At 65.1% G+C, this 25,128-nt stretch carries 28 protein-coding genes; 7 read left to right on the top strand and 21 right to left on the bottom strand.

What is annotated here, in order from left to right; all coding sequences use genetic code 11:
- Positions 1-275: 275 nt before the first annotated feature.
- From rpsJ to rpsL, 5 genes are all read right to left on the bottom strand, one after another.
- Positions 276-587: a 30S ribosomal protein S10 gene (gene rpsJ / locus LH19_RS23520; protein ID WP_003042199.1), complete on the bottom strand. Its 312-nt coding sequence runs from the start codon at positions 585-587 to the stop codon at positions 276-278.
- A gap of 147 nt (positions 588-734) precedes the next feature.
- Positions 735-1,928: an elongation factor Tu gene (gene tuf / locus LH19_RS23515; protein ID WP_054732125.1), complete on the bottom strand. Its 1,194-nt coding sequence runs from the start codon at positions 1,926-1,928 to the stop codon at positions 735-737.
- 118 nt (positions 1,929-2,046) lie between these two features.
- Positions 2,047-4,140 carry an elongation factor G gene (gene fusA, locus LH19_RS23510; RefSeq protein ID WP_054589685.1) on the bottom strand — a complete coding sequence of 698 codons (2,094 nt, stop codon included), beginning with the start codon at positions 4,138-4,140 and terminating at the stop codon, positions 2,047-2,049.
- A 93-nt stretch (positions 4,141-4,233) separates the two neighbouring features.
- Positions 4,234-4,704: a 30S ribosomal protein S7 gene (gene rpsG, locus LH19_RS23505; RefSeq protein WP_033074359.1), complete on the bottom strand. Its 471-nt coding sequence runs from the start codon at positions 4,702-4,704 to the stop codon at positions 4,234-4,236.
- 73 nt (positions 4,705-4,777) lie between these two features.
- Positions 4,778-5,149, bottom strand: coding sequence for a 30S ribosomal protein S12 (gene rpsL, locus LH19_RS23500; RefSeq protein ID WP_037515637.1), 372 nt, complete (start codon positions 5,147-5,149; stop codon positions 4,778-4,780).
- Between the two features lie 304 nt (positions 5,150-5,453).
- Between rpsL and LH19_RS23495 the strand changes: the two genes are divergently transcribed.
- Positions 5,454-5,954, top strand: a complete 501-nt coding sequence (locus LH19_RS23495) for a DNA-deoxyinosine glycosylase (RefSeq protein ID WP_054732123.1) — start codon at positions 5,454-5,456, stop codon at positions 5,952-5,954.
- Here the strand turns inward: LH19_RS23495 and LH19_RS23490 are convergent, their stop codons facing one another.
- The gene (locus LH19_RS23490; protein ID WP_054732121.1) at positions 5,955-7,253 is read right to left on the bottom strand and encodes a metal-dependent hydrolase family protein; all 1,299 of its coding nucleotides are present in this window, start codon (positions 7,251-7,253) and stop codon (positions 5,955-5,957) included.
- Positions 7,254-7,402: 149 nt separating this feature from the next.
- Between LH19_RS23490 and LH19_RS23485 the strand changes: the two genes are divergently transcribed.
- Positions 7,403-8,080 (top strand): pyrimidine 5'-nucleotidase, encoded by a 678-nt coding sequence (locus LH19_RS23485; RefSeq protein ID WP_054732119.1) that lies wholly within the window; start codon positions 7,403-7,405, stop codon positions 8,078-8,080.
- Positions 8,077-8,919: a 2,3,4,5-tetrahydropyridine-2,6-dicarboxylate N-succinyltransferase gene (dapD, locus tag LH19_RS23480; protein WP_054732117.1), complete on the top strand. Its 843-nt coding sequence runs from the start codon at positions 8,077-8,079 to the stop codon at positions 8,917-8,919. Before LH19_RS23485 ends, dapD begins: the two co-directional genes overlap by 4 nt.
- 9 nt (positions 8,920-8,928) lie before the next feature.
- Here dapD and LH19_RS29540 read toward each other — a convergent pair whose 3' ends face one another.
- Complete coding sequence (locus LH19_RS29540; RefSeq protein WP_234716016.1) at positions 8,929-9,960, bottom strand: hypothetical protein; 1,032 nt, start codon at positions 9,958-9,960, stop codon at positions 8,929-8,931.
- Positions 9,961-10,098: 138 nt separating this feature from the next.
- Positions 10,099-10,962, bottom strand: coding sequence for a DUF3857 domain-containing protein (locus LH19_RS29535; RefSeq protein ID WP_234716015.1), 864 nt, complete (start codon positions 10,960-10,962; stop codon positions 10,099-10,101).
- A 231-nt stretch (positions 10,963-11,193) separates the two neighbouring features.
- Here LH19_RS29535 and LH19_RS23470 point away from each other — a divergent pair, with 231 nt between their 5' ends.
- On the top strand, positions 11,194-13,284 hold the full coding sequence (locus LH19_RS23470) for a TonB-dependent receptor (RefSeq protein WP_145923581.1): 2,091 nt from the start codon (positions 11,194-11,196) through the stop codon (positions 13,282-13,284).
- Positions 13,285-13,417: 133 nt separating this feature from the next.
- On the opposite strand, the gene gpmA is transcribed toward LH19_RS23470, so the two are convergent.
- The gene (gene gpmA, locus LH19_RS23465) at positions 13,418-14,104 is read right to left on the bottom strand and encodes a 2,3-diphosphoglycerate-dependent phosphoglycerate mutase (RefSeq protein ID WP_054732114.1); all 687 of its coding nucleotides are present in this window, start codon (positions 14,102-14,104) and stop codon (positions 13,418-13,420) included.
- Between the two features lie 188 nt (positions 14,105-14,292).
- Here gpmA and LH19_RS23460 point away from each other — a divergent pair, with 188 nt between their 5' ends.
- Positions 14,293-14,754, top strand: coding sequence for an Hsp20 family protein (locus tag LH19_RS23460; protein ID WP_201258395.1), 462 nt, complete (start codon positions 14,293-14,295; stop codon positions 14,752-14,754).
- 74 nt (positions 14,755-14,828) lie between these two features.
- Here the strand turns inward: LH19_RS23460 and LH19_RS23455 are convergent, their stop codons facing one another.
- The 12 genes from LH19_RS23455 to LH19_RS23400 all read right to left on the bottom strand — a co-directional run bounded on the left by LH19_RS23455 (position 14,829) and on the right by LH19_RS23400 (position 23,284).
- Positions 14,829-15,308, bottom strand: a complete 480-nt coding sequence (locus LH19_RS23455) for a GNAT family N-acetyltransferase (protein ID WP_054732112.1) — start codon at positions 15,306-15,308, stop codon at positions 14,829-14,831.
- Positions 15,305-16,414: a M14 family metallopeptidase gene (locus LH19_RS23450; RefSeq protein ID WP_054732110.1), complete on the bottom strand. Its 1,110-nt coding sequence runs from the start codon at positions 16,412-16,414 to the stop codon at positions 15,305-15,307. Before LH19_RS23450 ends, LH19_RS23455 begins: the two co-directional genes overlap by 4 nt.
- On the bottom strand, positions 16,411-17,055 hold the full coding sequence (locus LH19_RS23445; RefSeq protein ID WP_054732108.1) for a DUF4136 domain-containing protein: 645 nt from the start codon (positions 17,053-17,055) through the stop codon (positions 16,411-16,413). The genes LH19_RS23450 and LH19_RS23445 overlap by 4 nt, the downstream gene beginning before the upstream one ends.
- A gap of 92 nt (positions 17,056-17,147) precedes the next feature.
- On the bottom strand, positions 17,148-17,816 hold the full coding sequence (locus tag LH19_RS23440; RefSeq protein WP_054732107.1) for a cell wall hydrolase: 669 nt from the start codon (positions 17,814-17,816) through the stop codon (positions 17,148-17,150).
- 196 nt (positions 17,817-18,012) lie between these two features.
- Positions 18,013-18,348, bottom strand: coding sequence for a DUF1491 family protein (locus LH19_RS23435; RefSeq protein ID WP_054732104.1), 336 nt, complete (start codon positions 18,346-18,348; stop codon positions 18,013-18,015).
- A 139-nt stretch (positions 18,349-18,487) separates the two neighbouring features.
- On the bottom strand, positions 18,488-18,952 hold the full coding sequence (locus LH19_RS23430; protein WP_054589673.1) for a PTS sugar transporter subunit IIA: 465 nt from the start codon (positions 18,950-18,952) through the stop codon (positions 18,488-18,490).
- Between the two features lie 153 nt (positions 18,953-19,105).
- Positions 19,106-19,678 (bottom strand): ribosome hibernation-promoting factor, HPF/YfiA family, encoded by a 573-nt coding sequence (gene hpf, locus LH19_RS23425; protein WP_054589672.1) that lies wholly within the window; start codon positions 19,676-19,678, stop codon positions 19,106-19,108.
- Positions 19,679-19,725: 47 nt separating this feature from the next.
- The gene (dnaQ, locus tag LH19_RS23420) at positions 19,726-20,424 is read right to left on the bottom strand and encodes a DNA polymerase III subunit epsilon (protein WP_054732102.1); all 699 of its coding nucleotides are present in this window, start codon (positions 20,422-20,424) and stop codon (positions 19,726-19,728) included.
- Positions 20,425-20,443: 19 nt separating this feature from the next.
- Positions 20,444-21,067, bottom strand: coding sequence for a dephospho-CoA kinase (coaE, locus tag LH19_RS23415; RefSeq protein WP_054589670.1), 624 nt, complete (start codon positions 21,065-21,067; stop codon positions 20,444-20,446).
- Entirely contained in the window at positions 21,064-21,879 is an 816-nt protein-coding gene (aroE, locus tag LH19_RS23410; protein WP_054734211.1) for a shikimate dehydrogenase, read from the bottom strand. Before aroE ends, coaE begins: the two co-directional genes overlap by 4 nt.
- Positions 21,876-22,475, bottom strand: a complete 600-nt coding sequence (locus LH19_RS23405) for a Maf family protein (RefSeq protein ID WP_054732100.1) — start codon at positions 22,473-22,475, stop codon at positions 21,876-21,878. The genes aroE and LH19_RS23405 overlap by 4 nt, the downstream gene beginning before the upstream one ends.
- On the bottom strand, positions 22,472-23,284 hold the full coding sequence (locus tag LH19_RS23400; RefSeq protein WP_054589669.1) for a pyruvate, water dikinase regulatory protein: 813 nt from the start codon (positions 23,282-23,284) through the stop codon (positions 22,472-22,474). The genes LH19_RS23405 and LH19_RS23400 overlap by 4 nt, the downstream gene beginning before the upstream one ends.
- 351 nt (positions 23,285-23,635) lie before the next feature.
- Here LH19_RS23400 and hemE point away from each other — a divergent pair, with 351 nt between their 5' ends.
- Both hemE and LH19_RS23390 read left to right on the top strand, forming a co-directional pair.
- Complete coding sequence (hemE, locus tag LH19_RS23395) at positions 23,636-24,664, top strand: uroporphyrinogen decarboxylase (RefSeq protein ID WP_082396095.1); 1,029 nt, start codon at positions 23,636-23,638, stop codon at positions 24,662-24,664.
- A 1-nt stretch (position 24,665) separates the two neighbouring features.
- Positions 24,666-25,115, top strand: a complete 450-nt coding sequence (locus LH19_RS23390) for a CopD family protein (RefSeq protein ID WP_054732098.1) — start codon at positions 24,666-24,668, stop codon at positions 25,113-25,115.
- Positions 25,116-25,128 lie beyond the last annotated feature (13 nt).

Genomic DNA, 25,128 nt, shown 5'->3' with positions numbered 1-25,128 from the left:
GATCATACTCCTCAACAGAGGCCGGGCGGACCATTCCGCACGGCTTGCGGGACCCATCGAGACACGTCTCGACGGAACCCTCCCAGCCCGAAATTTCGATGCATCGCCCCGTCCGGGCTGAGGTGCCGCCATCCCGAAGGAGAAGCGGCGAGACGGGGGACGCAGCCCGGACCATGATGCCTCCGACGAGGCGGTCCGGCGGTATCCACCCTATCGTGATGCAGGCGGCGAACCGTCCTGCCGATAGAGGCCCCGCTCTCGCGGGGCATGCTGGCTTACGCCAGCTTGATTTCGACGTTCACGCCGGCAGCGAGGTCGAGCTTCATCAGCGCGTCGACCGTCTGCGGGGTGGGCTGCACGATGTCGAGCAGCCGCTTGTGGGTACGCACCTCGAACTGCTCGCGCGACTTTTTGTCGACATGCGGACCGCGGTTCACGGTGAATTTTTCAATACGCGTCGGAAGCGGGATCGGGCCGCGAATAAGCGCTCCGGTACGGCGGGCCGTATCGGCAATGTCGGTGGTGGCCTGATCGAGCACGCGGTGATCAAAGGCCTTCAGGCGAATGCGAATATTCTGCGTTTCCATGACTGTTCCAGTCGAATCCCGTCTAACGATGCGAAAGAGCCGAAATGGCCTGTACCGGCCCCCATCAGGAAGCCGGTCCGGCCATCAAAAACCTTTAAGCTACGAGCCGCGCGAATCGGTCCGAATCGCGCGGCTCGCGGCCCTATATTACTTTGTGATCGTCGCGACAACCCCTGCGCCGACCGTGCGGCCGCCTTCGCGAATTGCGAAGCGCAGACCCGGGTCCATGGCGATCGGGGCGATCAGCTTGACCGACAGCTGGACGTTGTCGCCCGGCATGACCATCTCGGTGCCCTCGGGGAGGATGACCTCGCCGGTGACGTCGGTGGTGCGGAAGTAGAACTGCGGACGATAGTTGGCGAAGAACGGCGTGTGACGGCCGCCTTCGTCCTTCGACAGGACGTACACTTCCGAGGTGAACTCGGTGTGCGGCGTGATCGAGCCGGGCTTTGCCAGAACCTGGCCACGCTCGACTTCTTCACGGCCGACGCCGCGGATCAGCGCGCCGATGTTGTCGCCGGCCTGGCCCTGGTCGAGCAGCTTGCGGAACATTTCGACGCCGGTGACGACGGTCTTCTTGGTGTCCTTGATGCCGACGATTTCGACTTCTTCACCAACCTTGACGATGCCGGTTTCGACGCGGCCGGTGACAACCGTACCACGGCCCGAGATCGAGAACACGTCTTCGATGGGCATCAGGAAGGGCTTGTCGAGCGGACGTTCCGGCTGCGGGATCCACTCGTCGACGGCAGCCATCAGCTTCATGATGGCGTCCTTGCCGATGTTGTCGTCGCGGCTTTCCAGCGCGGCGAGCGCCGAACCGGCGATGATCGGAATATTGTCGCCGTCGAAGTCGCGCTTCGAAAGTTCTTCGCGGATTTCGAGTTCGACGAGTTCGAGCAGTTCGGGATCGTCGAGCTGGTCGACCTTGTTGAGGAACACGACCATGGTCGGAACGCCGACCTGCTTCGCGAGCAGGATGTGTTCCTTGGTCTGCGGCATCGGGCCGTCAGCGGCCGACACGACGAGGATCGCGCCGTCCATCTGGGCGGCACCGGTGATCATGTTCTTCACATAGTCGGCGTGACCCGGGCAGTCGACGTGCGCATAGTGGCGGCCGTCGGTTTCATATTCGACGTGGGCGGTCGAAATGGTGATGCCGCGCTCGCGCTCTTCGGGAGCCTTGTCGATGTTCGCGAAGTCGACGGCGGCGTTGCCGGCGACGTTTTCGGCGAGCACCTTGGTGATCGCTGCGGTCAGCGAGGTCTTGCCATGGTCGACGTGACCGATGGTGCCGATGTTGCAGTGCGGCTTCGTCCGCTCAAATTTAGCCTTGGCCATGATGTAACAACCTTCTTGTTCAGTGTTTGCGTTGATCAGTCGTGGACGAGCCTGCTGAATCAGGCGCCGCCCTTAGAGGGTCTTGCCGCGCGGCGCAAGTCCGCGCGGCTGCAACCCGTCAGGCCATCTTGGCCTTCACTTCTTCGGCCACGTTGTTCGGCACTTCTTCATAGTGCGAGAACTGCATGGAGTATTGCGCGCGGCCCTGGGTGAAGGAACGCAGCTGGTTGACGTACCCGAACATATTGGCAAGCGGGACCATCGCTTCAACCACCTGGGCATTACCACGGCTGTCGGTGCCCTGGATCTGGCCGCGGCGGCTGTTGAGATCGCCGATCACGTCGCCCATGAACTCCTCGGGAGTCACGACTTCGACCTTCATCACCGGTTCGAGCAGCTTGATGCCGGCCTTCGCCGCCACTTCGCGCATCGCCGCACGGCCCGCGATTTCGAACGCCAGCGCCGACGAGTCGACGTCGTGGTAGGCGCCGTCGGTGAGCTTGATTTCGAAGTCGATGATCGGGAAGCCGATCATGTGACCGTTTTCGGCCGACTCGCGCATGCCCTTTTCGACCGACGGGATATATTCGCGCGGGATGTTACCGCCCTTGATCTCGTCGATGAAGGTGATGCCCGAACCGCGTTCGCCGGGGGCGACGCTGACCTTGACGCGGCCGAACTGGCCCGAGCCGCCCGACTGCTTCTTGTGGGTGTAGTCGACATCGACCGGCTTCGCGAGCGATTCGCGGTACGCCACCTGCGGCGCGCCGACGTTCGCTTCGACCTTGAACTCGCGCTTCATGCGATCGACGAGGATGTCGAGGTGAAGCTCGCCCATGCCCTTGATGATCGTCTGGCCCGATTCATGGTCGGTCGACACGCGGAACGAGGGATCCTCGGCGGCGAGGCGATTGAGCGCGATGCCCATCTTTTCCTGGTCGGCCTTGGTCTTCGGTTCCACCGACAGCTCGATGACCGGCTCGGGGAATTCCATCCGCTCGAGGATGATCGGCGCGTTGGCGGCGCAGAGCGTGTCCCCGGTGGTGGTTTCCTTGAGGCCCGCCAGCGCGACGATGTCGCCGGCGAACGCTTCCTCGATGTCCTCACGCGAGTTGGCGTGCATGAGGAGCATACGGCCGATCTTTTCCTTCTTGTCCTTGACCGAGTTCAGGTAGCTGCCCTTGGTCAGGGTGCCCGAATAGATGCGGGCGAAGGTGAGCGAACCGACGAACGGGTCGTTCATGATCTTGAACGCGAGCATCGAGAGCGGCGCCGAGTCGGCGGTCGCGCGCGAATCGGGTTCGTTCGTGTCGGGGTTCACACCCTGCACGTCTTCGATGTCGAGCGGCGAGGGCAGATAGTCGACGACCGCGTCGAGCAGCGTCTGGACGCCCTTGTTCTTGAACGCCGAGCCGCAGAGCACAGGCACGAACGCCTGACCGAGCGTGCCCTTGCGGATCAGCGCCTTCAGCGTCGCGACGTCGGGCAGGTTGCCTTCGAGATAGGCTTCCATCGCATCGTCGTCTTGTTCGACGGCGAGTTCGACGAGCTTTTCGCGATATTCGGCGGCCTTGTCGACGAGGTCGGCGGGAATTTCTTCATAGAAGAATTCGGCGCCGAGGCTTTCGTCCTTCCAGATGATCGCACGTTCGTTGACGAGGTCGACGAGGCCCTTGAAGTCCGATTCCGCACCGATGGGCAGATAGAGGACGGCCGGGACCGCACCGAGACGATCGATGATCGTCTGGACGCAATAATAGAAGTTCGCGCCGGTGCGATCGAGCTTGTTGATGAAGCACATGCGCGGCACGCGATATTTGTCGGCCTGACGCCACACGGTTTCCGACTGCGGCTCGACGCCGGCAACGCCGTCGAACGCGGCAACCGCGCCGTCGAGGACGCGCAAGCTACGCTCGACTTCGATGGTGAAGTCGACGTGGCCGGGGGTGTCGATGATGTTCAGGCGATGCTCGGGGCCATTGCCCTCTTCGGCCTTCCACAAGCAGGTGGTTGCCGCGGACGTGATCGTGATGCCGCGTTCCTGTTCCTGTTCCATCCAGTCCATGGTGGCGGCGCCGTCATGGACTTCGCCGATCTTGTAGGACTTGCCGGTGTAATAGAGAATGCGCTCGGTCGTCGTGGTCTTGCCGGCGTCGATGTGCGCCATGATACCGAAATTGCGATAGCGTTCGAGCGGATGGCTGCGTGCCATGATCTTTTCCTTGGATTTGGGGGGAGGCCTTTGGGGCCGCCCCCGATATAGGAAGTTTTGTTGCGATTGCGAGACGCCGAAGCGTCGCGCCGATTACCAGCGGTAGTGGCTGAAAGCGCGGTTCGCTTCCGCCATGCGGTGCGTGTCTTCGCGCTTCTTCACCGCATTGCCACGGTTGTTCGACGCGTCGAGCAGTTCGCCCGACAGGCGTGCGGCCATCGTGGTTTCGCTGCGGTTGCGCGCCGCCGTGATCAGCCAGCGGATCGCGAGCGCCTGCGCACGGTCCGGACGGACCTCGACCGGAACCTGATAGGTCGCACCGCCGACGCGGCGGCTGCGGACTTCGATGTTCGGGCGGATGTTCGCCAGCGCTTCGTGGAACACGCCCAGCGGTTCCTTCTTGGCACGGGCTTCGACCGACTCGAGCGCACCGTAAACGATGCTTTCGGCGACCGACTTTTTCCCGTCCAGCATGACGCTGTTCATGAATTTCGACAGCACGACATCCCCGAAACGGGGATCGGGCAGGATTTCGCGGCGTTCAGGACGACGACGACGAGCCATGGGTAATTCCTTTTACAACAGCATCCCGCCGCCGGAGCGTCGCGGGATGATCAAATAGCCGAAAAAGCGGTCCTTACTTCGGACGCTTCGCGCCGTACTTCGAACGGCTCTGCTTGCGGTCCTTCACGCCCTGCGTATCGAGCACGCCGCGCAGGACGTGGTAACGCACACCGGGAAGATCGCGCACACGACCGCCGCGGATCAGCACGACGCTGTGTTCCTGGAGGTTGTGGCCTTCGCCGGGGATGTAGGTGATGACTTCGCGCTGGTTGGTCAGGCGGACCTTTGCAACCTTGCGGAGCGCCGAGTTCGGCTTTTTCGGGGTCGTCGTGTAGACACGGGTGCAAACGCCGCGCTTCTGCGGGTTTGCGTCCATCGCCGGGACCTTGGACTTCACCTTCTGGGGAGTCCGGCCCTTGCGGACCAGCTGGTTGATCGTGGGCATGAATGCTTCACCTTTAAATGTCCGCCCATCGGAGCGAACGGTTACTGTACCGCGGTGGATGAAGCTCCGGCCGATACCCGCCAAAAACGGCGGAAAACGGCCGACCTGATAACAGCAAAAGACCCCGGCAGACCCACAAGATCTTCCGGAGGCTCCATCCGCGCCAGCAATGTTCAAGCGCTGTTGTAACTGAAAGGGACGGCAAACCGCCCTTTTCGGTCGAGCGGGCCCCTAGACCCGATTCCCTCTGCGGTCAAGAGGCGGGCAATATTGTTGCGCCGGTCCGGGCGGGCTATCGGGGGCCATGCCCGCCGTCCGCCACGCCAGCTTTGCACCGCATGTGTATCCCGACACAAGGCTGCTGATCCTCGGCAGCCTGCCCGGCGCGCGGTCGCTCGCCGAGCGGCAATATTATGCGCATCCGACGAACCAGTTCTGGCGGCTGGTCGGCGAGGTCGTGGGCCAGCCGCTCGCGGCGATGCCCTATGACGACCGGCTGGCCTCGCTCCGCAAGGCGAGGGTGGGGCTGTGGGACGTGATCCGGACCGCCCGGCGGCAGACGAGCAGCGATTCGCTGATCCGCGAAGCCGAGCCGCACGACCTCGCGGCGCTCGTCGCCACCCTGCCCGGCCTCGGCATGATCGCCTTCAACGGCGGCAAGGCGGCGGCGATCGGACGGAAGCAATTGCCGCCGCTCGGCGGCATCGCGCTGCTCGACCTCCCGTCGAGCAGCGCCGCGAATACGATGGGCTACGCCACCAAACTCCCGTTGTGGCTCCATCTGCGCACGGCGCTTGCCGGTTAGTCAGTCGACCACCTCGCCGCGCGCCATCACGAAATCGACCTGCTTGAGCACGCGCACATCGGCGACCGGGTCGCTTGCGACGGCGATGATGTCGGCGCTCTTGCCGGGCGCGATGGTGCCGATCTGGTCCGACAGGCCGAGCAGGTCGGCGGCGTTCACCGTTGCGGCCTTCAAGGCCTCGACCGGGGTCATGCCGTGCTGGACCATCAGTTCGAATTCGTCGCCATTGCGGCCGTGCTTCGACACGCCGGCATCGGTACCGAAGGCAATGCGCACGCCCTTGGGGACGAGTTGCTGCAGGCTCTTGCCGGTAATCGAGATGCGCCACTGAATCTTCGCAAGCACGTCGGGTTCATAGGCGCCCGGATTGGCGGCGAGGCGTTCCTTGTAACCGTTCACCGTCGACAGCGTCGGGACATAATAGGCCTTCGACTTCGCCCACGCCGCGGTCGTCGCCTCGTCGAGGATCGTGCCATGCTCGATCGAATCGGCGCCGGCCGCAAGCGCGAGGCGGATGCCGTCGGCGCCGTGCGCGTGCACCGCGACCTTCTTGCCGAACAGATGCGCGGTATCGACGATCGCCTGCGCCTCGTCGTCGAACATCTGCTTGCCGAGGCCCGCACCGATGCGGCTGTTGACCCCGCCAGTCGAAGCGAATTTGATCACGTCGGCGCCGCGTCCGATCTGGAGCCGCACCGCGCGGCGGCAGTCGTCGGCGCCGTTGCAGGTATTGCCGGCACCGGCGAAGAAAGGCCGGAGCTCGTCGCGATAGCCGAGCGACCCGTCCATATGCCCCGCGCTGCCCGAGATCGACGCGCCCGCATCGACGATCCGCGGCCCCCGCACCTTGCCGGCGAGGATCGCGTCGCGCAGCGCCAGCGTCGCACCGTCGCCATCGCCGAGGTTGCGGACGGTGGTGAAACCCGCACGCAGCGTCTTCATCCCGTTGACCTCGGCATTGAACGCCTGCGCCGCAGGGCTGAGCGTTACATCCTCGAGCTGCCCGGCAATCCCGCCGGCGTCGCTGGTCAGATGGACATGGCTGTCGATCAGCCCGGGAAGGACATATTTGTCGCCGAGGTCGATCAGCGTGGCGCCGGCTTCGGCCGGCTGATGTCCGTCGGCAATCGAAACGATCTTTCCGCCTTCGACCACGATCGTCGCGGCGCCCTTTGCCGGCTTGCCCGGTTCGGCGATCAGGTGGCCAGCGTGGATCACCGTGCGCGTCGCTTGCGCGGCAGCAGGCAGGGCGAGCGTGCTGCCGAGCAGCACGAGCGGGAAGAAGATCCTCGGTTTCATTTCGGCGTCCCCCTGTATCGTTGCCCCGGACTTGAACCGGGGTCTGCCTGTTTTGAAGGGGAAGGCGGGCCCCGGGTCAAGCCCGGGGTGACGGAGGGGTAAGGCCGTGCGGCTTGCCCCCGGCTCATCGGGCCACTATGCGCCGCGCCATGGCCCCGCGCATCGACCATATCGACAGCTGGATCTTCGATCTCGACAACACGCTCTATCCGCCGTCGGCGAAGCTGTTCGACCTGATCGACGAACGCATGGGTGCCTTCATCATGCGCCTGCTGGACGTCGACGCGGTCGAGGCGCGGCGGGTGCAGAAGCAATATTTCCATGACCATGGTACGACGATGGCCGGGCTGATGCGCCACCACGGCGTCGACCCCGAAGATTTCCTCGTCGACGTCCATGACATCGCGCTCGACCGCATCGCGCCCGACACGCGGCTGCGTGCCGGACTCGAGCGCCTGCCGGGCCGCAAGCTGATCTTCACCAACGCCGATGCCGATTATGCGGCGCGCGTGCTGGAGGCGCGCGGGATTGCCGACCTGTTCGATGGCATCTGCGACATCCGCATCACGCAATATATGCCCAAGCCCGATCCGGCCGCTTATGCCGCGATGATCGCGCACCTCGGCGTCGATCCGGCGAACAGCCTGTTCGTCGAGGATATGGCGCGCAACCTGACCCCCGCCAAGCTGCTGGGGATGACCACCGTGTGGCTGGACAATGGCAGCGAAAGCGGCCATCGCGACCACCTGCCAGACCATGTCGATTTCCACGCGACCGACATTGCCGACTGGCTCGACGATTTGCCGCAACCTTGGGGAATTTCATGAGCACCGACCTGCAGACGACGATCGAAGCCGCTTGGGAGGACCGCGACACGCTGGGCCTGACGACCCAGGGCGCCGTGCGCGATGCGGTCGAAACCGCGCTCGCCGGACTCGACGACGGCAGCTTCCGCGTCGCCGAACGCGATGCTGGCGGCACCTGGCAGGTCAACCAGTGGCTGAAGAAGGCCGTGCTGCTGTCGTTCCGGCTCAACGACATGGAATTGATCGAGGGCAGCGCAGGCGGCGGGCACTGGTGGGACAAGGTCCCCTCGAAATTCGCCGGCTGGGGCGAGAACCGCTTTCGCGCCGCCGGTTTCCGCGCCGTCCCCGGATCGATCGTCCGCCGCGGCGCCTTTATCAGCAAGGGCGCGGTATTGATGCCGAGCTTCGTCAACATCGGCGCCTATGTCGGCGAGGGGTCGATGGTCGACGCCTGGGCGACGGTCGGAAGCTGCGCACAGATCGGCGCCAACGTCCATCTGTCGGGCGGCGCCGGGATCGGCGGCGTGCTCGAACCGCTGCAGGCCGGCCCGGTGGTGATCGAGGACGGCGCCTTCATCGGCGCGCGTGCCGAGGTTGCCGAAGGCGTGATCGTGCGCGAGGGCGCGGTGCTGTCGATGGGCGTCTATCTCGGCGCCTCGACCAAGATCGTCGACCGCGCGACGGGCGAAGTGTTCATCGGTGAAGTGCCCGCCTATTCGGTGGTTGTCCCGGGCGCGATGCCGGGCAAGCCGCTGCCCGACGGCAGCCCCGGCCCGTCGCTCTATTGCGCGGTGATCGTCAAGCGCGTCGATGCCAAGACGCGCGCCAAGACCGGTATCAACGAGCTGCTGAGGGACTGACGCCCCCGGTCAGGGTTTGGCGGCCTCCGAAACACAGGGCACGATATCGGCCGCCCAGTCGATGTCGTAGGTCGCGGGCACCATCTTCCGCTGGGGATCGGGCGTGCCGCCGCCTTCCGGATTGTAGAAGACCCACGCCATGCTGTTGTCGAAGCCAGCAATCCGGGCATTGTCCCGCCGCGCGCTGACCGCGTCGATTTCCTGGCGTTCGACGCGCAGTCCGCGGATCATCCGGATCGCCCCGTCGCGAACGTCGAACGCCCGGTAATAATTTCTGCCGAAAATATGCGTGTCGTATCCCGACTTGAACGTCCAGTTCGACGCGCCGGTCGTCGACGGCAGCCGCAGCGTCGTCACCCGGCAATCATAGTCGGGTGCGTTATAATAGGGCAGGTCCTGATTCTGGTCCGCCGGCCGCACGCGCCGTTCGGGCGGGCTGAAACCGCCGCCCGGCAGCGCCAGCGATTTGCCGCCGTTCCCGTCGTCGTCCCAGTCGACCTGCCACGTTCCGCGGATCGTCATGACGCTTGCTTCGGCTTTCTGGTCATAGCGCCATTTGACGTCGTCGACCGTCTGCCATGTCTCGCCGACGAGCTGCTGGCGCATGATATTGCGGAGTTGGTCAGGAGTCAGACCCGACATCTGCACCTGCTGCTGCAGCCCGGTCAGGCCGCGGACGATGGTGGTGTTCGTGACTTGCGCCGGCTTGTCGAAACCCGCCCGCGCGTCGATTTCGACAAGCGTGATTTCGTCGGGCCGCGATGCCGGACGCCATGGCAGATTCTGGATCGCTACACCTTGCGCGGTCAACGGCAGCACCCAGCGATAGGGCAAGGCAGGGGAAAGAGCGGGCGGAACGACCGGCGGCAGCGTGCCGTCGAGCCAGTAGACCTTGCCATCGATGCGGGCCCGCACGAGGACATGATCGAACATGCCGGCGTTCGGCAGCCGCTCGTCGAGGCCGTCGTCCGCGCCGCTGTTGTTGACGAGCACGGCTTCGGCTTCGATCCCGAGCCGGGCGAGCAGACCCAGCAAAAGCACGGTCTTGCCCTTGCAGTCGCCGTAGCGGCGCTGCCATGTCTCCTCGGCGGTGGCCGGGGTGAGATTGCCGTTGCCGAGCCCGACGTAGATATAGCGGACATCCTGCTGGACCAGCTTGAGCGCGGCGGCCGCGCGGTCCTACGAACGCGGATGTGCCGCGGCGATACGCCCGGCTTCGGCAACCAGCACCGAACCGTCGGGAATCGCCGCAGCCTTTGTGTACAGCGGGGCGAAGTGCCGCGATATCGCGGCCCAATCGGCAAAATCGGTGAACTCGACGATCCGCTGCCATTGATAGCGGGCCGGCGCATCCTTCGGCGGGGCCAGCATCGGGGGATTGTCGAAGGAAAAATCGACGCCGCTGTCACTCGTCCGCGCGGCGGTCGCCATATCGGGCGTCATCCTGATCCCGGGTTTCAGCCCCTTGTCCCAGCTCAGACCCAGACGATAGCGGCCGGGCGCCGGGCTTGGCCCCAGAAACAGCAGCCCCGCATCGTTATGGCCCAGCGTCGGATCGCTGACGCGGGTGGTCAACCCCACCTCCAGCTCGTCGCCGACGCGCAGGTCGGGAACGCGGAGCACCGCGGTCAAGATGCCGTCGAGTTTCGCGGCCTCGAGCTGATCCTCGCGGCGGAGGATTTCGAACGAGGCCTTTTCGAGCACGTCGATCGTCTCGCCCGCGCGGTGGACCTTGACCAGATGCACGATCGGCGGGCCCGAGGCCGGATTCCACGCGATCGATATATTGCCGGCCTGCAACGCATTCGGGTGGAGAAGTCGCATCCGGTAGCCAAGATATTGCGCCTGCCCCTCGCCATCGAGATGGATCAGCGCGTCCTGGCGCCGCACGAAAACCAGCCCGTCGGCATCGTCGGGAACCGGCATCAGTTCCGACGGAACGACCCACCCCGGCGCGGGCCCGCGCTGAATTTGCCCGTCCTCTGCCATCGCTGCCCCGTGCGTCAGCACGGCGGCAAGCAGTATCGAACCCGGAATGCGCATGATAACCCCCATTGCTGGGGCAATAATGTCGGGAATTCCGCACGATGCAAGAAAAGACCGGAAGGGGAGCGTCCATTCCGGACCGACGTTCGTCGGGCGAACGCCATGCGCTCGTCCCACTCGTCGAAGACTGCGGCGCATTGGTAGACATTGGCGCGTGACGGGGTTTATTGCGAATTATTCGCGATTGTGGCGCCGTCCTGTTTCGGCAGCCGTCACGAGGGGGGAAGCATGCCGGCCGGTATCGGGAGAACATCGTTTGCCATTGCGGCCTTGTGGCCGTTCGCCCCCGCGGCTGCGCAGGAAGCGACGGGGGATGCCGCACCGGCCGTCGCGACCGACGCCAGGCGCGCGCAGCGTTATGCCCCCGAGGATTTCAGGCGCTTCGCTCCGCGCACCGCGCTCGACATGGTCGAAAAGGTACCGGGCTTCCTGATCGTCACCGGGACCAACGGCGGCGACCGCGGGCTCGGCGCGGCGACCCAGAATGTGCTGATCGGCGGCGAGCGGATCGCCAACAAGACGACCGACGCCCGCGCCGCGCTGTCGCGCATCGCCGCCAGCGATGTCGCCTGGATCGATATCGTCGACGGCGCGAGCCTGAGCGTCCCGGGGCTCAGCGGGCAGGTTGCCAATATCGTCCTCGTTGCGGGAAAACGCGCGGGCGGTTTCAAGACGACGGTCCGCTGGCAACCCGAACTGCGGCCGCGCATCCGCGACAACTGGTTCAATGGCGAAATTTCGACCAGCGGCAAGCTCGGCGGCACCGACCTGACGCTCAGCCTGAAAAACGAGGCGACGCGCGCGGGCGGCTGGGGGCCTGAACGCGTTTACGACGGCGACGGCGTGCTGCTGTTCACGCGCGACGAGCATATGCACAGCTATTTCGACAGCCCGCGTCTGTCGGCGGCACTGTCCCGCACCACCGCCAACGGCAACAAGTGGAATTTCAACCTCGGCGGCCAGTTGCAGATTCTCGACGATGCGGTGCGCGGCACCTCGGTCCAGCCCGGCGCCGGCCGGGTCGACGAGGATTTCCGGTTCAGCGAGGACGAGCATAATTTCGACATCGGCGGCGATTATGAATTCGCCCTCGGCAAGGGCCGGCTCAAGCTGATCAGCCTCTATCGTTTCGAACATAGCCCCTTCGCCGATACCTTCATCGTCGATCGCGAAATCGGCGGGCGGAGCGGCGAACGTTTCAAGCAGACCGCCGACGAAGGCGAAGCGATCCTGCGCGGCGAATATGGCTGGCGCACCGCGGGCGGCACCGACTGGCAGATCGCACTCGAAGGCGCGTACAACACGCTCGACGTCGACGCCGAATATGCAACGCTCCGCCCCGATGGCAGCTTCCAACCGGTCATCTTCGGCGGCGAACAGACCAAGGTCGAGGAGAAACGCGGCGAGGCTTCGCTGACCTGGGGGCGCTCGCTCGCGCCGAACCTCACCGCGCAGGTCAACCTCGGTGCCGAATATAGCGAGCTCACCTCGTCGGGGCCCGACGGCCTGACGCGCCGCTTCGTCCGGCCAAAGGGCAAGATCGCGCTCGCATGGAAACTGTCGCCGAAAACGACGGTCAACTGGCACGTCCAGCGCCGCGTCGACCAGCTCAATTTTCTCGATTTCGCGAGCTCGGTCGACGTCGCGAACGGGCAGGGCAATGGCGGCAACGGCCGGCTCGTGCCGCCGATCCTCAACCGTACCGAGCTGGAGGTCGTGCAGGACATGGGCGCGTGGGGCAACGCCTCGCTCGCCGTCGCTTATGCCTATGCCGAGGATATCGTCGACCAGATCCCGCTGTCGCCGACGACCGAAGGCCGCGGCAATTTGCCGCCCGCGCATCTCTATCGCGTCAGTTCGAAGGCGACCCTGCTGCTCGACCGGCTGGGGTGGAAGGGCGCGCGGATCAACAGCGATATCACCTGGCGCCGCAACCGCGTGCGGGACCCGCTGAACGGCCGGTGGCGCGACCAGAGCTTCGGGCAGGAGCATGTGATCGACCTCAGCCTGCGCCACGATGTCCCGGGCACCGACCTGGCATGGGGCGCCGGCTATTTCCGCGAACGCTACAGCCCGAACCTGCGGCTCGATTCGATCGAGGACGAATATCGGCGCCACCATTTCGTGACCGCCTATATCGAGCACAAGAATGTCGCCGGATTCACGGTCCGCGCATCGTTCCGCAACCTCGCCGACCAGATCGACGCGCTCGACCGCACGATATTCGTCGATCGCCGCGACGGCCCGGTCGCCTTCGTCGAAAACCGCCGGCGCAAATTCGGGCAGGGGGTCCAGTTTACCGTGAGTGGGGCGCTTTGATTTTCGTTTCGGCTATGCCGAAACGAGGCGGCGCCGGCCCGCTCCCCCGCCCAACCTCCCGACCATAGTACCCTATGGGAGGTTGGGCGGGGGAGCGGGCCGGCGCCGCCTTCCACGTAATTGGAAGAAACGCTCAGCGTTCGCTGAGGTAATAGCGTTCCTTCGCGCTCAGATCGTCGGCGAGATCATAGACGATCGGCTGGCCGGTCGGGATTTCGAGCCCGGTGATGTCGGCGTCCGAAATCTCCGACAGATGCTTGACGAGCGCGCGCAGGCTGTTGCCATGCGCCGAGATCAGCACCGTCTTGCCCGCCGCAAGCTGCGGTACGATCGCCGCTTCATAATAGGGCAGCACGCGGGCGATCGTATCCTTCAGGCTCTCGGTCGAGGGGATCGCGATGCCGGCGTAACGCGGGTCGCTGGCGAGTTCATAGGGCGAGCCGGCATCGAGCGGCGGCGGCGGGATATCGAAGCTGCGGCGCCAGATCTTCACCTGCTCGTCGCCATGCTTCGCCGCCGTCTCCGCCTTGTCGAGGCCGGTGAGGCCGCCATAATGGCGCTCGTTGAGACGCCAGTCCTTGGTCACCGGCAGCCACAAACGCCCCATCGCCTCGAGCGCCAGGTTGAGCGTCTTGATCGCGCGCGTCTGCACCGAGGTGAAGGCGAGGTCGGGGGCGATGCCCTTTTCCTTCATCAGTTCGCCCGCCGCCCATGCCTCGGCCGCACCCTTTTCGGTAACGTCGACATCCCACCAGCCGGTGAAGCGGTTTTCGAGATTCCACTGCGACTGGCCGTGACGGATGAGGATGAGCTGGGGCATTTCGGGTCCTTCTGATGGAGGAGAGTCGCCGCCCTTTAGCGCGGCTTTTCGCCGAACGCCAACGCCCCTCTTGAAATGGTTTCAGGGGCTACCAGATTGATCGCATCCGGCCGCCGACACGGGGCCGGGTGGCGATCGCAGCCATCGGCCGCGGTCCCGTGACTTCGCTTATCAAGGAAGGAATGACCATGCGTAACAGCTTCGACTGGACCCCCTATCGCCGTTCGACCGTCGGCTTCGACCGGTTGTTCGATTTCCTCGAGACCGGTGGGTCGGGCGCCGAAAATTATCCGCCGTTCGACATCGAAAAGGTGGCCGACGACCATTTCCGGATCACTGTCGCGGTCGCCGGCTTCAAGGCCGACGAAATCGACATCACCGCGCAGCAGAACATGCTCAGCGTCAGCGGCCGCAAGGCACCGGCCCCGGAAGGCGAGGAGCGCAAGCTGCTCTATAGCGGCATCGCGACCCGCGCGTTCGAGCGCCGCTTCCAGCTCGCCGATTTCGTGCGCGTCGGCAGCGCCGACCTCGCCGACGGGCTGCTCACCATCGACCTCGTGCGCGAGGTGCCCGAAGCGATGAAGCCGCACAAGATCGCGATCGGCGGCGGCACCGCCACGCTGATCGAACCCGGCAAGAAGGCCGCGTAACGCACCTTCGGCCGCCACGTCCCGCGGGACGTTCGAACGGGGTCCGGAGTCCCTTCCGGGCCCCGTTTTGCTGTCTAGAGCGCGCGCGTCATGAAGTGGCTGAACGGATCGGGCTTATAGTCGGCAAAGGGTTCGCATTCTTCAAAGCCGTGACGCGCATAGAGCGCCAGCGCAGGCGCGAACGTCGGGCCCGATCCGGTTTCGAGGCTCAGGCGTGCGAGCCCCCGCGACCGCGCCGTTTCGACGACATGTTCCAGCATCCGTGCCGCGACCCCCTGCCGCAAAAAGGCGTCGGCGGTGCGCATCGACTTGATTTCGCCATGACCGGCATCGAGTTGCTTGAGCGCGCCGCATCCGGCAAGCTCGCCGTCGCGGTGGATCGACCAGAAGGTTACGCCCCCGGCGCGCAGTCCCTCGAAATCGAGGAAATGACAGCTCCCCGCCGGCGAACTGGCGAGCATGCCCGCAAAATGCTGTTCGAGCAACGCGCGGATCGGGGCGCCCGACAGATCGTCTTCGACGATCCGCCAGGCCCCGTCCGCTTGCCCGCTCACAGCATCTGGTCCAGCGTCGCGAGACAGGCGTGCGCGAGCAGCTTCGAGCGCTCGGGCGACCAGCCGGCGACCGGGTCGGGCAGGTCGCGATTGTCCTTGAACGGCATTTCGAGCGTCATCGTCACCGCGCCGAAGCGTTCGGCGAGCTGCGTCGTCGACATGGCGAGATTCGCCTGACCGGGTGCCGATTCGACATAACCGAGCTCGACCTGGAAATCGGGCGTATTCGCCGCGAGCGCGGTCTGGAACGCCTTGTATTTTTCCATCTGCCCGGGCTTCAGCGACGGGATGCCCTCGAACCCCGCGAGGAAGACCGCCGGGATCGCTTCATCGCCATGGACGTCCATCGCCCAGTCGACGCCGCTTTCGTCCATCGCGCTGCGCACGCACAAGACCTCCGGACTGCGTTCGGCGGTCGGATTATCCCATTCGCGGTTGAGGTTCACGCCCGCATAGTTGGTGCGCAAATGCCCGCGGCGCGAGCCGTCGGGATTCATGTTCGGGACGATGTGGAAGCGGCATTTCTGCCGCAGCGAACGCGCCTGCGGATCGGCCGGATCGGTAAGCTTTTCGAGCGCGCCTTCCATCCACCATTCGGCCATGCTCTCACCCGGGTGCTGGCGCGCATAGAGCCAGACCTGCGTGTCGCCGGTGCCGAGTTCGAGACAGTCGATCGGCTGGCCTTCGAGGCTGGTGCCGAGGCAGCGATAGGTCACGCCCTCGCATTCGGCGACCGAAGCGACGAGGTCGTGGTGCCGTTCCATCGAATAGGGCGCGAAATAGGCGATCCAGATGATCTGGCTTTCGGCGGTGTGGCGGATCGTCAGCGTGTCCGCATCATAACCCGTATCGAGGCGGAACCAGTTTTCGCGGTCATAGCTGGCGCAGGCAGCATAACCCGGCCAGCCGTCGGGATAGGCCGAATCGGCGAGACCGGCGATCGCCAGCTCGAGCGCATCGCCGACCGCGCAGCCGACGCGGAAGTGGAACCACTGGAAGAAATCCGAATCGCGGTCCTTGCGGATCGACAGACGGGCGGACGTGCCGTCGATGGCATCCACGACGATATTGCCGCTGTCGAAAGCGGCGTTGATGGTGATGGTCATTTGACCGTGATAGTGCGTCCCGATTCGCCGGGGAAGCCTTTGAATAGGGCATCGGCCAATTTCGCCGCCGCGAGCGACGGCTGTGCCGCCGGCGCTTTCGCCGACACGGCGGTCAGCGCGCGGCCTTCCCACAACGCCTGCCCGGTCGCGGCATCGTCGATGCGCACCGCAAGCTGCAGGTCGAGCATCCATTTCGAGCCGCCGCCGCCGAGGTTGATTCCGATGCCGAGCCCGACCCCCGAACCGTAGCTGCCGGTCGAACCGCCGACACCGACCGACACCGGCGAGCGTTTGCCGACCCCGGCGTTGCGGTCGGCGCGGTCGAAACCGATCCGCACCTTGAGCGGCGCGCGGGCGCCATTTTCGGCGGGAACGAAGCCCTGAAGCTGCAACTGGCGTTCGACTGCGGCACGGTAGCTGTCCCATTCGAGCGACGGCCCGCTCGCGCCGACCCCAACTCCATCTGGCGCCGCTGCATCGCCGAGCGGTACGGTGTCGACGACATAATGCGTCCCCGCCGCCCAGCCAGTCGGGGCAGCCGAATGGAATCGGGTGACTTCGACCGGCGGCACGGCCGTCGCGCAGCCGCCGAGCGTGAGCGCCATGGCCGAAAGCATGGCGGCAGAAAGATGAAGCTTCATCCGCACGTCATGCGCCCAAATAGATGGCCTGGCAATGAACGGGATGCGGGGCTTCCTCCCCACGGCTTTACCGCAGGGAGGAGCGAATCGCCTCAGCGATAGAAGATATGGTTGTCGATCTGCGCGATGCGCGTCTTGCGCCAACCCGGCGAGACGTGGCGGGCATGGAAGAAGAGCGCGCCCGGCGCGTTGTTCTTCCAGCTGCCGTCGCGGGCGATCTGGGCGATCGCGACCGCATTGTCCCACTGCGCGGCATTGCGGACGGCGGGCATCTTGCCGCCGCGCACGAAGCTGAACTGGCTTTTCTGATGGACGACGCCGCACAGGCTGGTGGGGAAGCGGCCGGATTTGGCGCGGTTGATCACGACATGCGCGACCGCGAGCTGGCCGACGAGCGATTCGCCGCGCGATTCGAAATAGACCGCGCCGGCAAGGCAGCGCAGTTCGGGATCGATGGTGGCAGGATTCGGCGTCGCGTCGACGAGCGCGGCGAGCGATTCGGCGGTCACCGGCGCCTGCTTCGGCGCGGCAACGGTCTGATCGTCCTCGTGATCGCTGTCTTGTGCGGCCAGCTCTTCGCTTGCGGCCGACAGATCCGCCGTTTCGGCCGTGGCGGGCACATCGATGCCCGGCAGGCTGATCGCGGGGAGGTTGGCCTCTGCGGCCAGGTCGCTGGCGAAACCGGGTTCCGCCAGAAGCAGCATGGTGGCGGCAGTCATGCCGACGGCAGCCACGCTGGCTACGTTCAGAATGCGACTCATAGTGTCCGTCAAAAGTGCGGCCGATGAACCGAACCTCTCAACACAGGCGGGGGACTATTGTCCGGCTATCGCCTGTCGGTCATCGTCCGACTGCGTGTCCGAACCGTTTTTCCGGGGCAATGCAAAAGGCAGTGCAACCCGCGGAACGACCTACGCGTTATCGAATGCGCGCCACCTATGTTGCGGCGCAACAGAGTCAAGTTAACGCGGCCCACTCCGCGACGAGTTGTGGCGCATCTGCGATATCCAGTTCGACCAGCCACAGATCGGGATCGGCCTTTCGCCGCCGTTTTTGATAGTTTTCGCGCGATTCACCATCGCTGTCATCGGCCGGCCCCACTGCCTCCCACACATAGCCGGACGGCGAAAAACGCCGCTCGAGCAAGGGCCCGGCGCGTCCACGATCGCTACACTGGATGAGGATGACGCCCGAGGTTTCGTCGCCGCGCGCGAGAATCGCGGCGAAGCCACCGGCGGCTTCGGTCTGCCGCAAGAGCAGGTCGACGAGAAAGCGGCTGGTAAGCCGCGTCATAGGAGTCTGTGCTCCGTTTCAGCTTCGCTGAAACGATACGGCACCGGCCCGCTCCCCCACCCGGCCTCCCTATCGTAGTATCCTAGGGGAGGCCGGGTGGGGGAGCGGGCCGGTGCCGTATCCACGTCAGTGGACCAGTCTACGCCGCGTCACGCGTTTCGCCGTCGGCGAGCAAGGCATAAAGCGCCTCGTCGCTTTTCGCGCCGCGCAGCCGGTCGGCGATGCTGTCGTTGCGGAGCATCCGCGACACGCCCGCGAGCGCCTTCAGATGGTCGGCGCCGGCATCGAGCGGCGACAGCAGCACGAACAGCAGGTCGACGGGCAAGCCGTCGACCGCCTGGAAATCGATCGGGCGCGCAAGTTGCAGGAACAGGCCGCGGACGCCCGACAGGTCGGCCATCTTGGCGTGCGGCAGCGCAATGCCGCGACCGAAGCCGGTCGAGCCGAGTCGTTCGCGTTCGAGGAGCGCTTCGCTGACTTCGCCGGCATCGAGGCCGAGCGAGCGGCTCGCGAGATCGCCGAGAAAGGGGAAAAGCGCCTTTTTCGAATCGAGCTGTACATGCGCACGCACGGTCGCGGGGTAAAGAAGGGAAGACAGGTTCATCGCTCTGGTCAAATCTATATTGCCGCCGGGATTGCCGCCCGGATTCAGCTTGGGGGCAATCTATCGCGGATCGGTCGTGCCGGAACCCAGCCAAAGCGGCATAGGGCGTTGATGGGCGCGGCCCTTATGCCGGTTGGCAGAGAAAATCCAGCCCTATTGCGGTTCGACCCATCCGATCGTCCCGTCGCGACGGCGATAGACCATGTTGTGCGAGCCCGTCTTGCTGTTGACGAAAAGCAGCGCATTGGTGTCGCGCAGGTCGAGCATCATCACCGCATCGGACACGCTGCTGGTCGGGATGTCGACGCGCGTTTCGGCGATGATCGCCGGCGCGTCGCCGGCATCGTCTTCCTCACCGCCGCCGTCGAAGACGATATAGCTCGCATTATCCTCGATCTCGTCGATCGTCGGCGACGGGTGGCCCGCGCCATTATGATCCTTCAACCGTCGCATATAGCGGCGGAGCTGCTTTTCGATGCGCTCGGCGGCACCCTCGAACGCGACGTGCGCGTCCTGCGCCTGGCCGTGGCCCTTGAGCACGAGGCCCTGCATCACATGCGCGACGATATCGCACTGGAAACTGTCGTGCGGCCCTTTCCCGAACGTCGCGTGCGCCCCGATCGCGCGCGAGAAATATTTGTCGGCAATCGCGTTCATCCGGTCAGACACATGCGCCTGGAGCGCTTCGCCGGTTTCGATCTGGTGGCCAGAGACGCGGATTTCCATTTTTCTTCTCCTTCTATGGCCGGCGCGATGACATCAGGGAGAAGTCATCACACCGTATCGAGCCACAGCGGCTGGTTCAGCCCTGCGACAAATTCGGCATGGCGCGCGAGTTCGGCGGCCGATGCGACATGGGGGCGGGGTTCGCGAAACGGACGCGCGCCGGTGCGCGGGGCGGCGGCGGCAGTCGCAGCGACCGGGACAGCGGCAGGCGAGGCGGCCAACCCGAGCCCGATCTGCCGCCCGCCGGTCATTTCGATGTAAAGATGCGCGAGTAGTTCGGCGTCGAGCAAGGCGCCGTGCTTGACGCGGTGGCTGCGATCGATGCCGTAGCGCGTACAGAGCGCATCGAGGCTGTGCTTCGCACCGGGGTGGAGTTTCCGCGCCATCTGGACCGTGCAGCACATACGCGCCATGTCGAGCGCCGGCCGGCCGGCGCGCGCCAGTTCGGCGTTGACGAACCCGAAGTCGAACACGGCATTGTGCGCGATCAGCGGCGCGTCGCCGAGAAATTCGAGCAGCTCGTCGACGCGGCTCGCGAACAGCGGCTTGTCGGACAGGAACTGGATCGACAGGCCGTGCACCGCTTCGGCGGCCGCGGGCATGTCGCGTTCGGGATTGAAATAGGCGTGGAAGCTCTGGCCCGTCTCACGGCGGTCGACCAGTTCGATGCACCCGATTTCGACCAGCCTGTCCCCGGTTTTGGGATCGAACCCCGTGGTTTCGGTATCGAAGATAATCTCTCGCATCGAAGCCTCAATCTGGACCCTATCGGGCGCGGAAACAAGAGGCGATGAAGCGAATCTGGCGGTGTGTCTCGCTTTTGGGACGGCCCGTTTCGATGATGAAATCGGCGCGCGATCGTTTGACGCGGTCGGGCACCTGCAGGCGGCGAATCGCCTTGAGCTTCGCCGCAGTCATGCCCGGACGGCGCATGACGCGCTTTCTTTGCATCCACGCCGGCGCCGACACCACCGCGATCGCGCCGACCCTGCGCCAGCCGCCCTTTTCGAACAGCAGCGGGATGTCGAGCACGACGACGTCGCGCGCGCGGTGCTTCGTCAGGAATCGCCGCTGCGCCTTGCCGACCGCCGGATGGACGATCGCCTCCAGCGCCGCGAGTTCGTGCGTGTTGCCGAGCACCCGGCCGCCGAGCTTTTGCCGGTCGACGCCGCCCGGCCCGGTGGTGCCGGGAAAGCGCGCCTCGATCGCCGCGACGAGATCGCCGCCGGGCCCCTGCAACCGGTGCACCTCGGCATCGGCGTCGAACACCGGCACGCCTTCGCGTTCGAACATCGCCGCCGCGGTCGACTTGCCCATGCCGATCGAGCCGGTGAGGCCGAGGACGAAAGGACGGCGGAGCCGCGAACCGGGGCGCGGGCGATGCGTCATGCTGCGACCAGCAAGGCGCGAAGCTCGTCATCGCGGCCTTCGGGCGGCGGCGCGCCGAAGAACAATTCGAACGCCAGCGCCGCCTGGCCGATCAGCATGTCGAGCCCGTCGACGCTATCGAGCCCGCGCGCTTCGGCCGCCTTCAGCAGGCCGGTTTGCAGCGGCGAATAGACGAGGTCGTAGACGATCGCTTCCCCGGGCAGCGGCGACAGGTCGAGGTCGAGCGGCGGCTGTCCGGTCATGCCGAGGCTGCTCGAATTGACGAGCAGCGATACCGGCGGCAGCGCGGCGTCGAGACCGACGACATCGCCCTTGAGCCCGAAGGTCGCGAGCAGGCCCATGGCTTTCAGCGGGCTGCGATTGAGGATCGTGACATGACCGACCTTCGCGCGGGCAAGCGCGAACAGCACCGCGCGCGCCGCCCCACCGGCGCCGACGACGGCCACCGGCGCGCCTTCGAGGTCAAGTTCGGCGAGCGGCGCATAGAAACCCGCCGCGTCGGTGTTGGTGCCAATGACCGACCCGTCGGGCTGACGCACAATCGTGTTCATCGCGCCAATCGTGCCACGGATGTTGCCGGGATCGTCGACCAAATCCATCACCGCAACCTTGTGCGGTATGGTGACGTTGCAGCCGCGCCAATCAGCGTCAGCACAAGCTCCAGCAATATAGTCGGGAAGCTCATCGGCTAGTACATGAAAGCGCCGATAGTCTCCGGGAATTCCCAGCACATCTAACCAGAAATTATGGATAAGCGGCGATTTCGAATGCGCGATCGGATCGCCGATCACTTCGGCATAAGGCTTGCTCATGACGGCGCCAATCCCGTCGCGCGCAGCCACGCCAGCAAGGGCAGCATCGGCATGCCGATGATGGTCCAGGGATCGCCTTCGACCCGATCGAACAACGTCACGCCCGCTCCCTCGATTTCATAGCATCCGACGGTCCAGCGGATGCTGTCCCATTCGCGCGCGACATAGTCGGCGATGAAGGCCTCCGACAAGGGTCGCATCCACAGCTTCGCTTCGCCGATCGCGCGCCACACCGGCGCCCCGTCGCGCGCGGCAACGGCGGCGCTGAACAGCCGGTGGCGCGCACCCGCCATGCGCCGGAGATGACCGGCCGCGTCTTCGGGGCTTTCGGGCTTGGTCAGCATCGCACCGTCGTCGAGCGCGAGCGTCGAATCGGCCCCGATCACGGTCACCCCGGGCAGGCGCGACGAGATTTTGACCGCCTTCGCCTCGGCAAGCGCGTCGGCGATGTTGCGCGGCGTCTGGCCGGCGGCGAGCAACGATGCGGTGAGCGCTTCCTCGTCGACATGCGCCGCGGTGGTTTCGAAGTCGAGCCCGGCGGCGCGGAGCATCGCGGCGCGGCCGCTGCTTTGCGAAGCGAGAAGAAGCTGGGTCATGCGGCGCCGCGATCTTCGACCAGCTTGATCACCGCCGCCGCCGTCTCCTCGATCGAGCGGCGCGTCACGTCGATCACCGGCCAGCCATTGTCGGCAAACATCCGCCGCGCATAGGCGAGCTCGGCCTTGACGCGCTCGTCGTCGACATAGCTCGTCTCGGGCGCCTGGTTGAGCGAGAGCAGCCGGTTGCGGCGCACCTGCACCAGCCGGTCGAGTCCGGTCGTGAGCCCGACGACCATCGGCCGCTTGAGATGGTAGAGCGCCTGCGGCGGCGGCGATTCGGGGACGATCGGGATATTCGCGGTCTTGTATCCGCGATTGGCGAGATAGATGCTCGTCGGCGTCTTCGAGGTACGCGAGACCCCGGCGAGGACGATGTCGGCCTGTTCCCAATTCTCCCAGCCGATGCCGTCGTCGTGCGCGACAGTGAACTGGATCGCCTCGACACGCGCGAAATAGGCGGCATCGAGCGCATGCTGGCGGCCGGGCCGCGCTTTCGCTTCCTGCCCGAGCATCCGCGACAGTGCGTCGGTCACCGCATCGAGCGCCGCGACGGTCGGCAGGTTGAGCGCGCTGGCGCGGCGTTCGAGACTGACGCGGAGCTCGCCGTTGACCAGCGTGAAGAGGATCATGCCGGGGCTCGCCTGCACTTCGGCCATGATCCGGTCAAGATGCGATTCCGAGCGCACCATCGGCCAGAAATGCCGCACCACCTCGACATCGTCGAACTGGGCGATCGCTGCCTTGGCGATATTTTCGAGCGTCTCGCCCGTGGAATCGGATATGAGGTGCAGATGAAGTCGGCCCATCGCGCCACCATGGCGGGAATCCGCGGAAAAAGGCAATCCCGGATCGGGTCTGCAACGACAAATATCCCCCTGTAGATAAGTTTTGGCATAAGCGCAGGGATGAATTGGGCAGCCGGGATTCATCCCCCGCCGTGTCGATTCCGCTCCGTCGCTTATCCACAAGCGACGACTCTTATCCACAGGCTGTGAATTAGGAGGATAGCGGCCGGCGACTCCGCGACCTCACCCATGCAGGGCAGAGTCAAGCTGTTGGCAAAAGGGGCGCCGCCGCCTAAAGCCGCGTTGTCCGCCGACCTACAAACCACCACAATTATCTTTAAATATATATATGAAGAGAGAAAGAGGGGCCGCGTGAAGGCGTCACCGAAGAGCTTGCTGGCAGTGCTGCGTGGAGCGCGGCAGGAGCGTCCGCCCCTGTGGCTGATGCGCCAAGCCGGACGCTATCTTCCCGAATATCGCGCCCTTCGCGAAACCAAGGGCGGTTTCCTCGAACTCTGTTACGATCCCGAAGCTGCCGCCGAAGTGACGTTGCAGCCGATCCGGCGCTTCGGTTTCGACGGCTCGATCCTCTTTTCGGACATTCTCGTCATCCCGCATGCGCTCGGCCAGAATTTGTGGTTCGAGGCCGGCGAGGGGCCGCGGCTCGCGCCGCCGCTTGTCGACAGCGCCCTGACGTCACTCGCCGCCGCCCACCAGCGGCTTGATCCGGTTTATGCGACCGTCGCGCGGGTTGCCGCCGCGCTGCCGCCCGAGACGACCTTTCTCGGCTTCGCAGGAAGCCCGTGGACGGTCGCGACCTATATGGTGGCGGGGCAGGGGTCGAAGGATCAGGCGGCGGCGCGCCGCATGGCCTTCGGCGATCCCGAAGCGTTTCAGGCGATCATCGATGCGATCGTCGATTTGTCGATCACCTATCTTTCGGGACAGATAGAGAATGGCGTCGATGCGGTGCAATTGTTCGACAGCTGGGCGGGCAGCCTGTCGCCGGCGCAATATGAGCGCTGGGTGATTGCACCCAATGCCGAAATCGTCCGCCGCCTGAAGGCGCTGCATCCCGATACGCCGGTGATCGGTTTTCCGAAGGGCGCCGGCGGGAAACTCGCCGCCTATGCGCGCGAGACCGGGGTCGATGCGGTGGGCCTCGACGAAACCGTCGATCCGGCCTGGGCCGATGCCGCCTTGCCGCCCCATCTGCCGGTGCAGGGCAATCTCGACCCGCTGGCGCTCGTCGCGGGCGGTGCGGCGCTCGATAGCGCGATCGACCGCATCCTTGCGGCCTTCCCCGATCGCCCCCATATCTTCAATCTCGGCCATGGCATCGTGCCCGACACGCCGATCGCCCATGTCGAACATCTGATCAAACGCGTTCGCGGCGGATAATATGGCAGACTGGGCAGGATTTCTGGGGGCGACGATGCTTTGGATCAAAGCCGCGCATATCATCTTCGTGATCTTTCTGATGGCCGGCCTGTTCATGATGCCGCGCTTCTTCGTCTATCATCATCAGGCCCCCGTCGGTTCTGACGAGGACAAGAAGTGGATCGAGCGCGAGGACCGGTTGCGGCGGATCATCCTCGGCCCGTCGCTGGTGATCGTGTGGATCCTCGGCCTGCTGCTCGCGTTCAACGGCAATTACTGGCGCGAGGGCTGGTTCATCGCCAAGCTGCTGCTCGTGATCGCCCTGTCGGGCTATCACGGCTGGATGATCGGCTATTTCAAGAAGCTCCAAAAGGGCGAGCGGCCGCTGACCGAGAAGCAATTGAGGATGCTCAACGAAGTGCCCGGCGTTGCCGCGGCGATCATCGTCATCCTCGTCGTCGTGCGCCCCTGACCAATATTCGCCC

The sequence above is a fragment of the Sphingopyxis macrogoltabida genome, assembly GCF_001314325.1.
GTDB classification, from domain to species: Bacteria; Pseudomonadota; Alphaproteobacteria; order Sphingomonadales; family Sphingomonadaceae; genus Sphingopyxis; species Sphingopyxis macrogoltabida.
The sequence above is the reverse complement of the archived record's forward strand: the minus strand, read 5'-3'. Positions and strand labels throughout refer to the sequence as shown.

Coding starts and splice junctions, on each gene's coding strand:
- rpsJ (WP_003042199.1), bottom strand. CDS start 587: ATGGAAACGCAGAATATTCGCATTCGCCTGAAGGCCTTTGATCACCGC.
- tuf (WP_054732125.1), bottom strand. CDS start 1,928: ATGGCCAAGGCTAAATTTGAGCGGACGAAGCCGCACTGCAACATCGGC.
- fusA (WP_054589685.1), bottom strand. CDS start 4,140: ATGGCACGCAGCCATCCGCTCGAACGCTATCGCAATTTCGGTATCATG.
- rpsG (WP_033074359.1), bottom strand. CDS start 4,704: ATGGCTCGTCGTCGTCGTCCTGAACGCCGCGAAATCCTGCCCGATCCC.
- rpsL (WP_037515637.1), bottom strand. CDS start 5,149: ATGCCCACGATCAACCAGCTGGTCCGCAAGGGCCGGACTCCCCAGAAG.
- LH19_RS23495 (WP_054732123.1), top strand. CDS start 5,454: ATGCCCGCCGTCCGCCACGCCAGCTTTGCACCGCATGTGTATCCCGAC.
- LH19_RS23490 (WP_054732121.1), bottom strand. CDS start 7,253: ATGAAACCGAGGATCTTCTTCCCGCTCGTGCTGCTCGGCAGCACGCTC.
- LH19_RS23485 (WP_054732119.1), top strand. CDS start 7,403: ATGGCCCCGCGCATCGACCATATCGACAGCTGGATCTTCGATCTCGAC.
- dapD (WP_054732117.1), top strand. CDS start 8,077: ATGAGCACCGACCTGCAGACGACGATCGAAGCCGCTTGGGAGGACCGC.
- LH19_RS29535 (WP_234716015.1), bottom strand. CDS start 10,962: ATGCGCATTCCGGGTTCGATACTGCTTGCCGCCGTGCTGACGCACGGG.
- LH19_RS23470 (WP_145923581.1), top strand. CDS start 11,194: ATGCCGGCCGGTATCGGGAGAACATCGTTTGCCATTGCGGCCTTGTGG.
- gpmA (WP_054732114.1), bottom strand. CDS start 14,104: ATGCCCCAGCTCATCCTCATCCGTCACGGCCAGTCGCAGTGGAATCTC.
- LH19_RS23460 (WP_201258395.1), top strand. CDS start 14,293: ATGCGTAACAGCTTCGACTGGACCCCCTATCGCCGTTCGACCGTCGGC.
- LH19_RS23450 (WP_054732110.1), bottom strand. CDS start 16,414: ATGACCATCACCATCAACGCCGCTTTCGACAGCGGCAATATCGTCGTG.
- LH19_RS23445 (WP_054732108.1), bottom strand. CDS start 17,055: ATGAAGCTTCATCTTTCTGCCGCCATGCTTTCGGCCATGGCGCTCACG.
- LH19_RS23440 (WP_054732107.1), bottom strand. CDS start 17,816: ATGAGTCGCATTCTGAACGTAGCCAGCGTGGCTGCCGTCGGCATGACT.
- LH19_RS23435 (WP_054732104.1), bottom strand. CDS start 18,348: ATGACGCGGCTTACCAGCCGCTTTCTCGTCGACCTGCTCTTGCGGCAG.
- LH19_RS23430 (WP_054589673.1), bottom strand. CDS start 18,952: ATGAACCTGTCTTCCCTTCTTTACCCCGCGACCGTGCGTGCGCATGTA.
- hpf (WP_054589672.1), bottom strand. CDS start 19,678: ATGGAAATCCGCGTCTCTGGCCACCAGATCGAAACCGGCGAAGCGCTC.
- dnaQ (WP_054732102.1), bottom strand. CDS start 20,424: ATGCGAGAGATTATCTTCGATACCGAAACCACGGGGTTCGATCCCAAA.
- coaE (WP_054589670.1), bottom strand. CDS start 21,067: ATGACGCATCGCCCGCGCCCCGGTTCGCGGCTCCGCCGTCCTTTCGTC.
- aroE (WP_054734211.1), bottom strand. CDS start 21,879: ATGAGCAAGCCTTATGCCGAAGTGATCGGCGATCCGATCGCGCATTCG.
- LH19_RS23405 (WP_054732100.1), bottom strand. CDS start 22,475: ATGACCCAGCTTCTTCTCGCTTCGCAAAGCAGCGGCCGCGCCGCGATG.
- LH19_RS23400 (WP_054589669.1), bottom strand. CDS start 23,284: ATGGGCCGACTTCATCTGCACCTCATATCCGATTCCACGGGCGAGACG.
- LH19_RS23390 (WP_054732098.1), top strand. CDS start 24,666: ATGGCAGACTGGGCAGGATTTCTGGGGGCGACGATGCTTTGGATCAAA.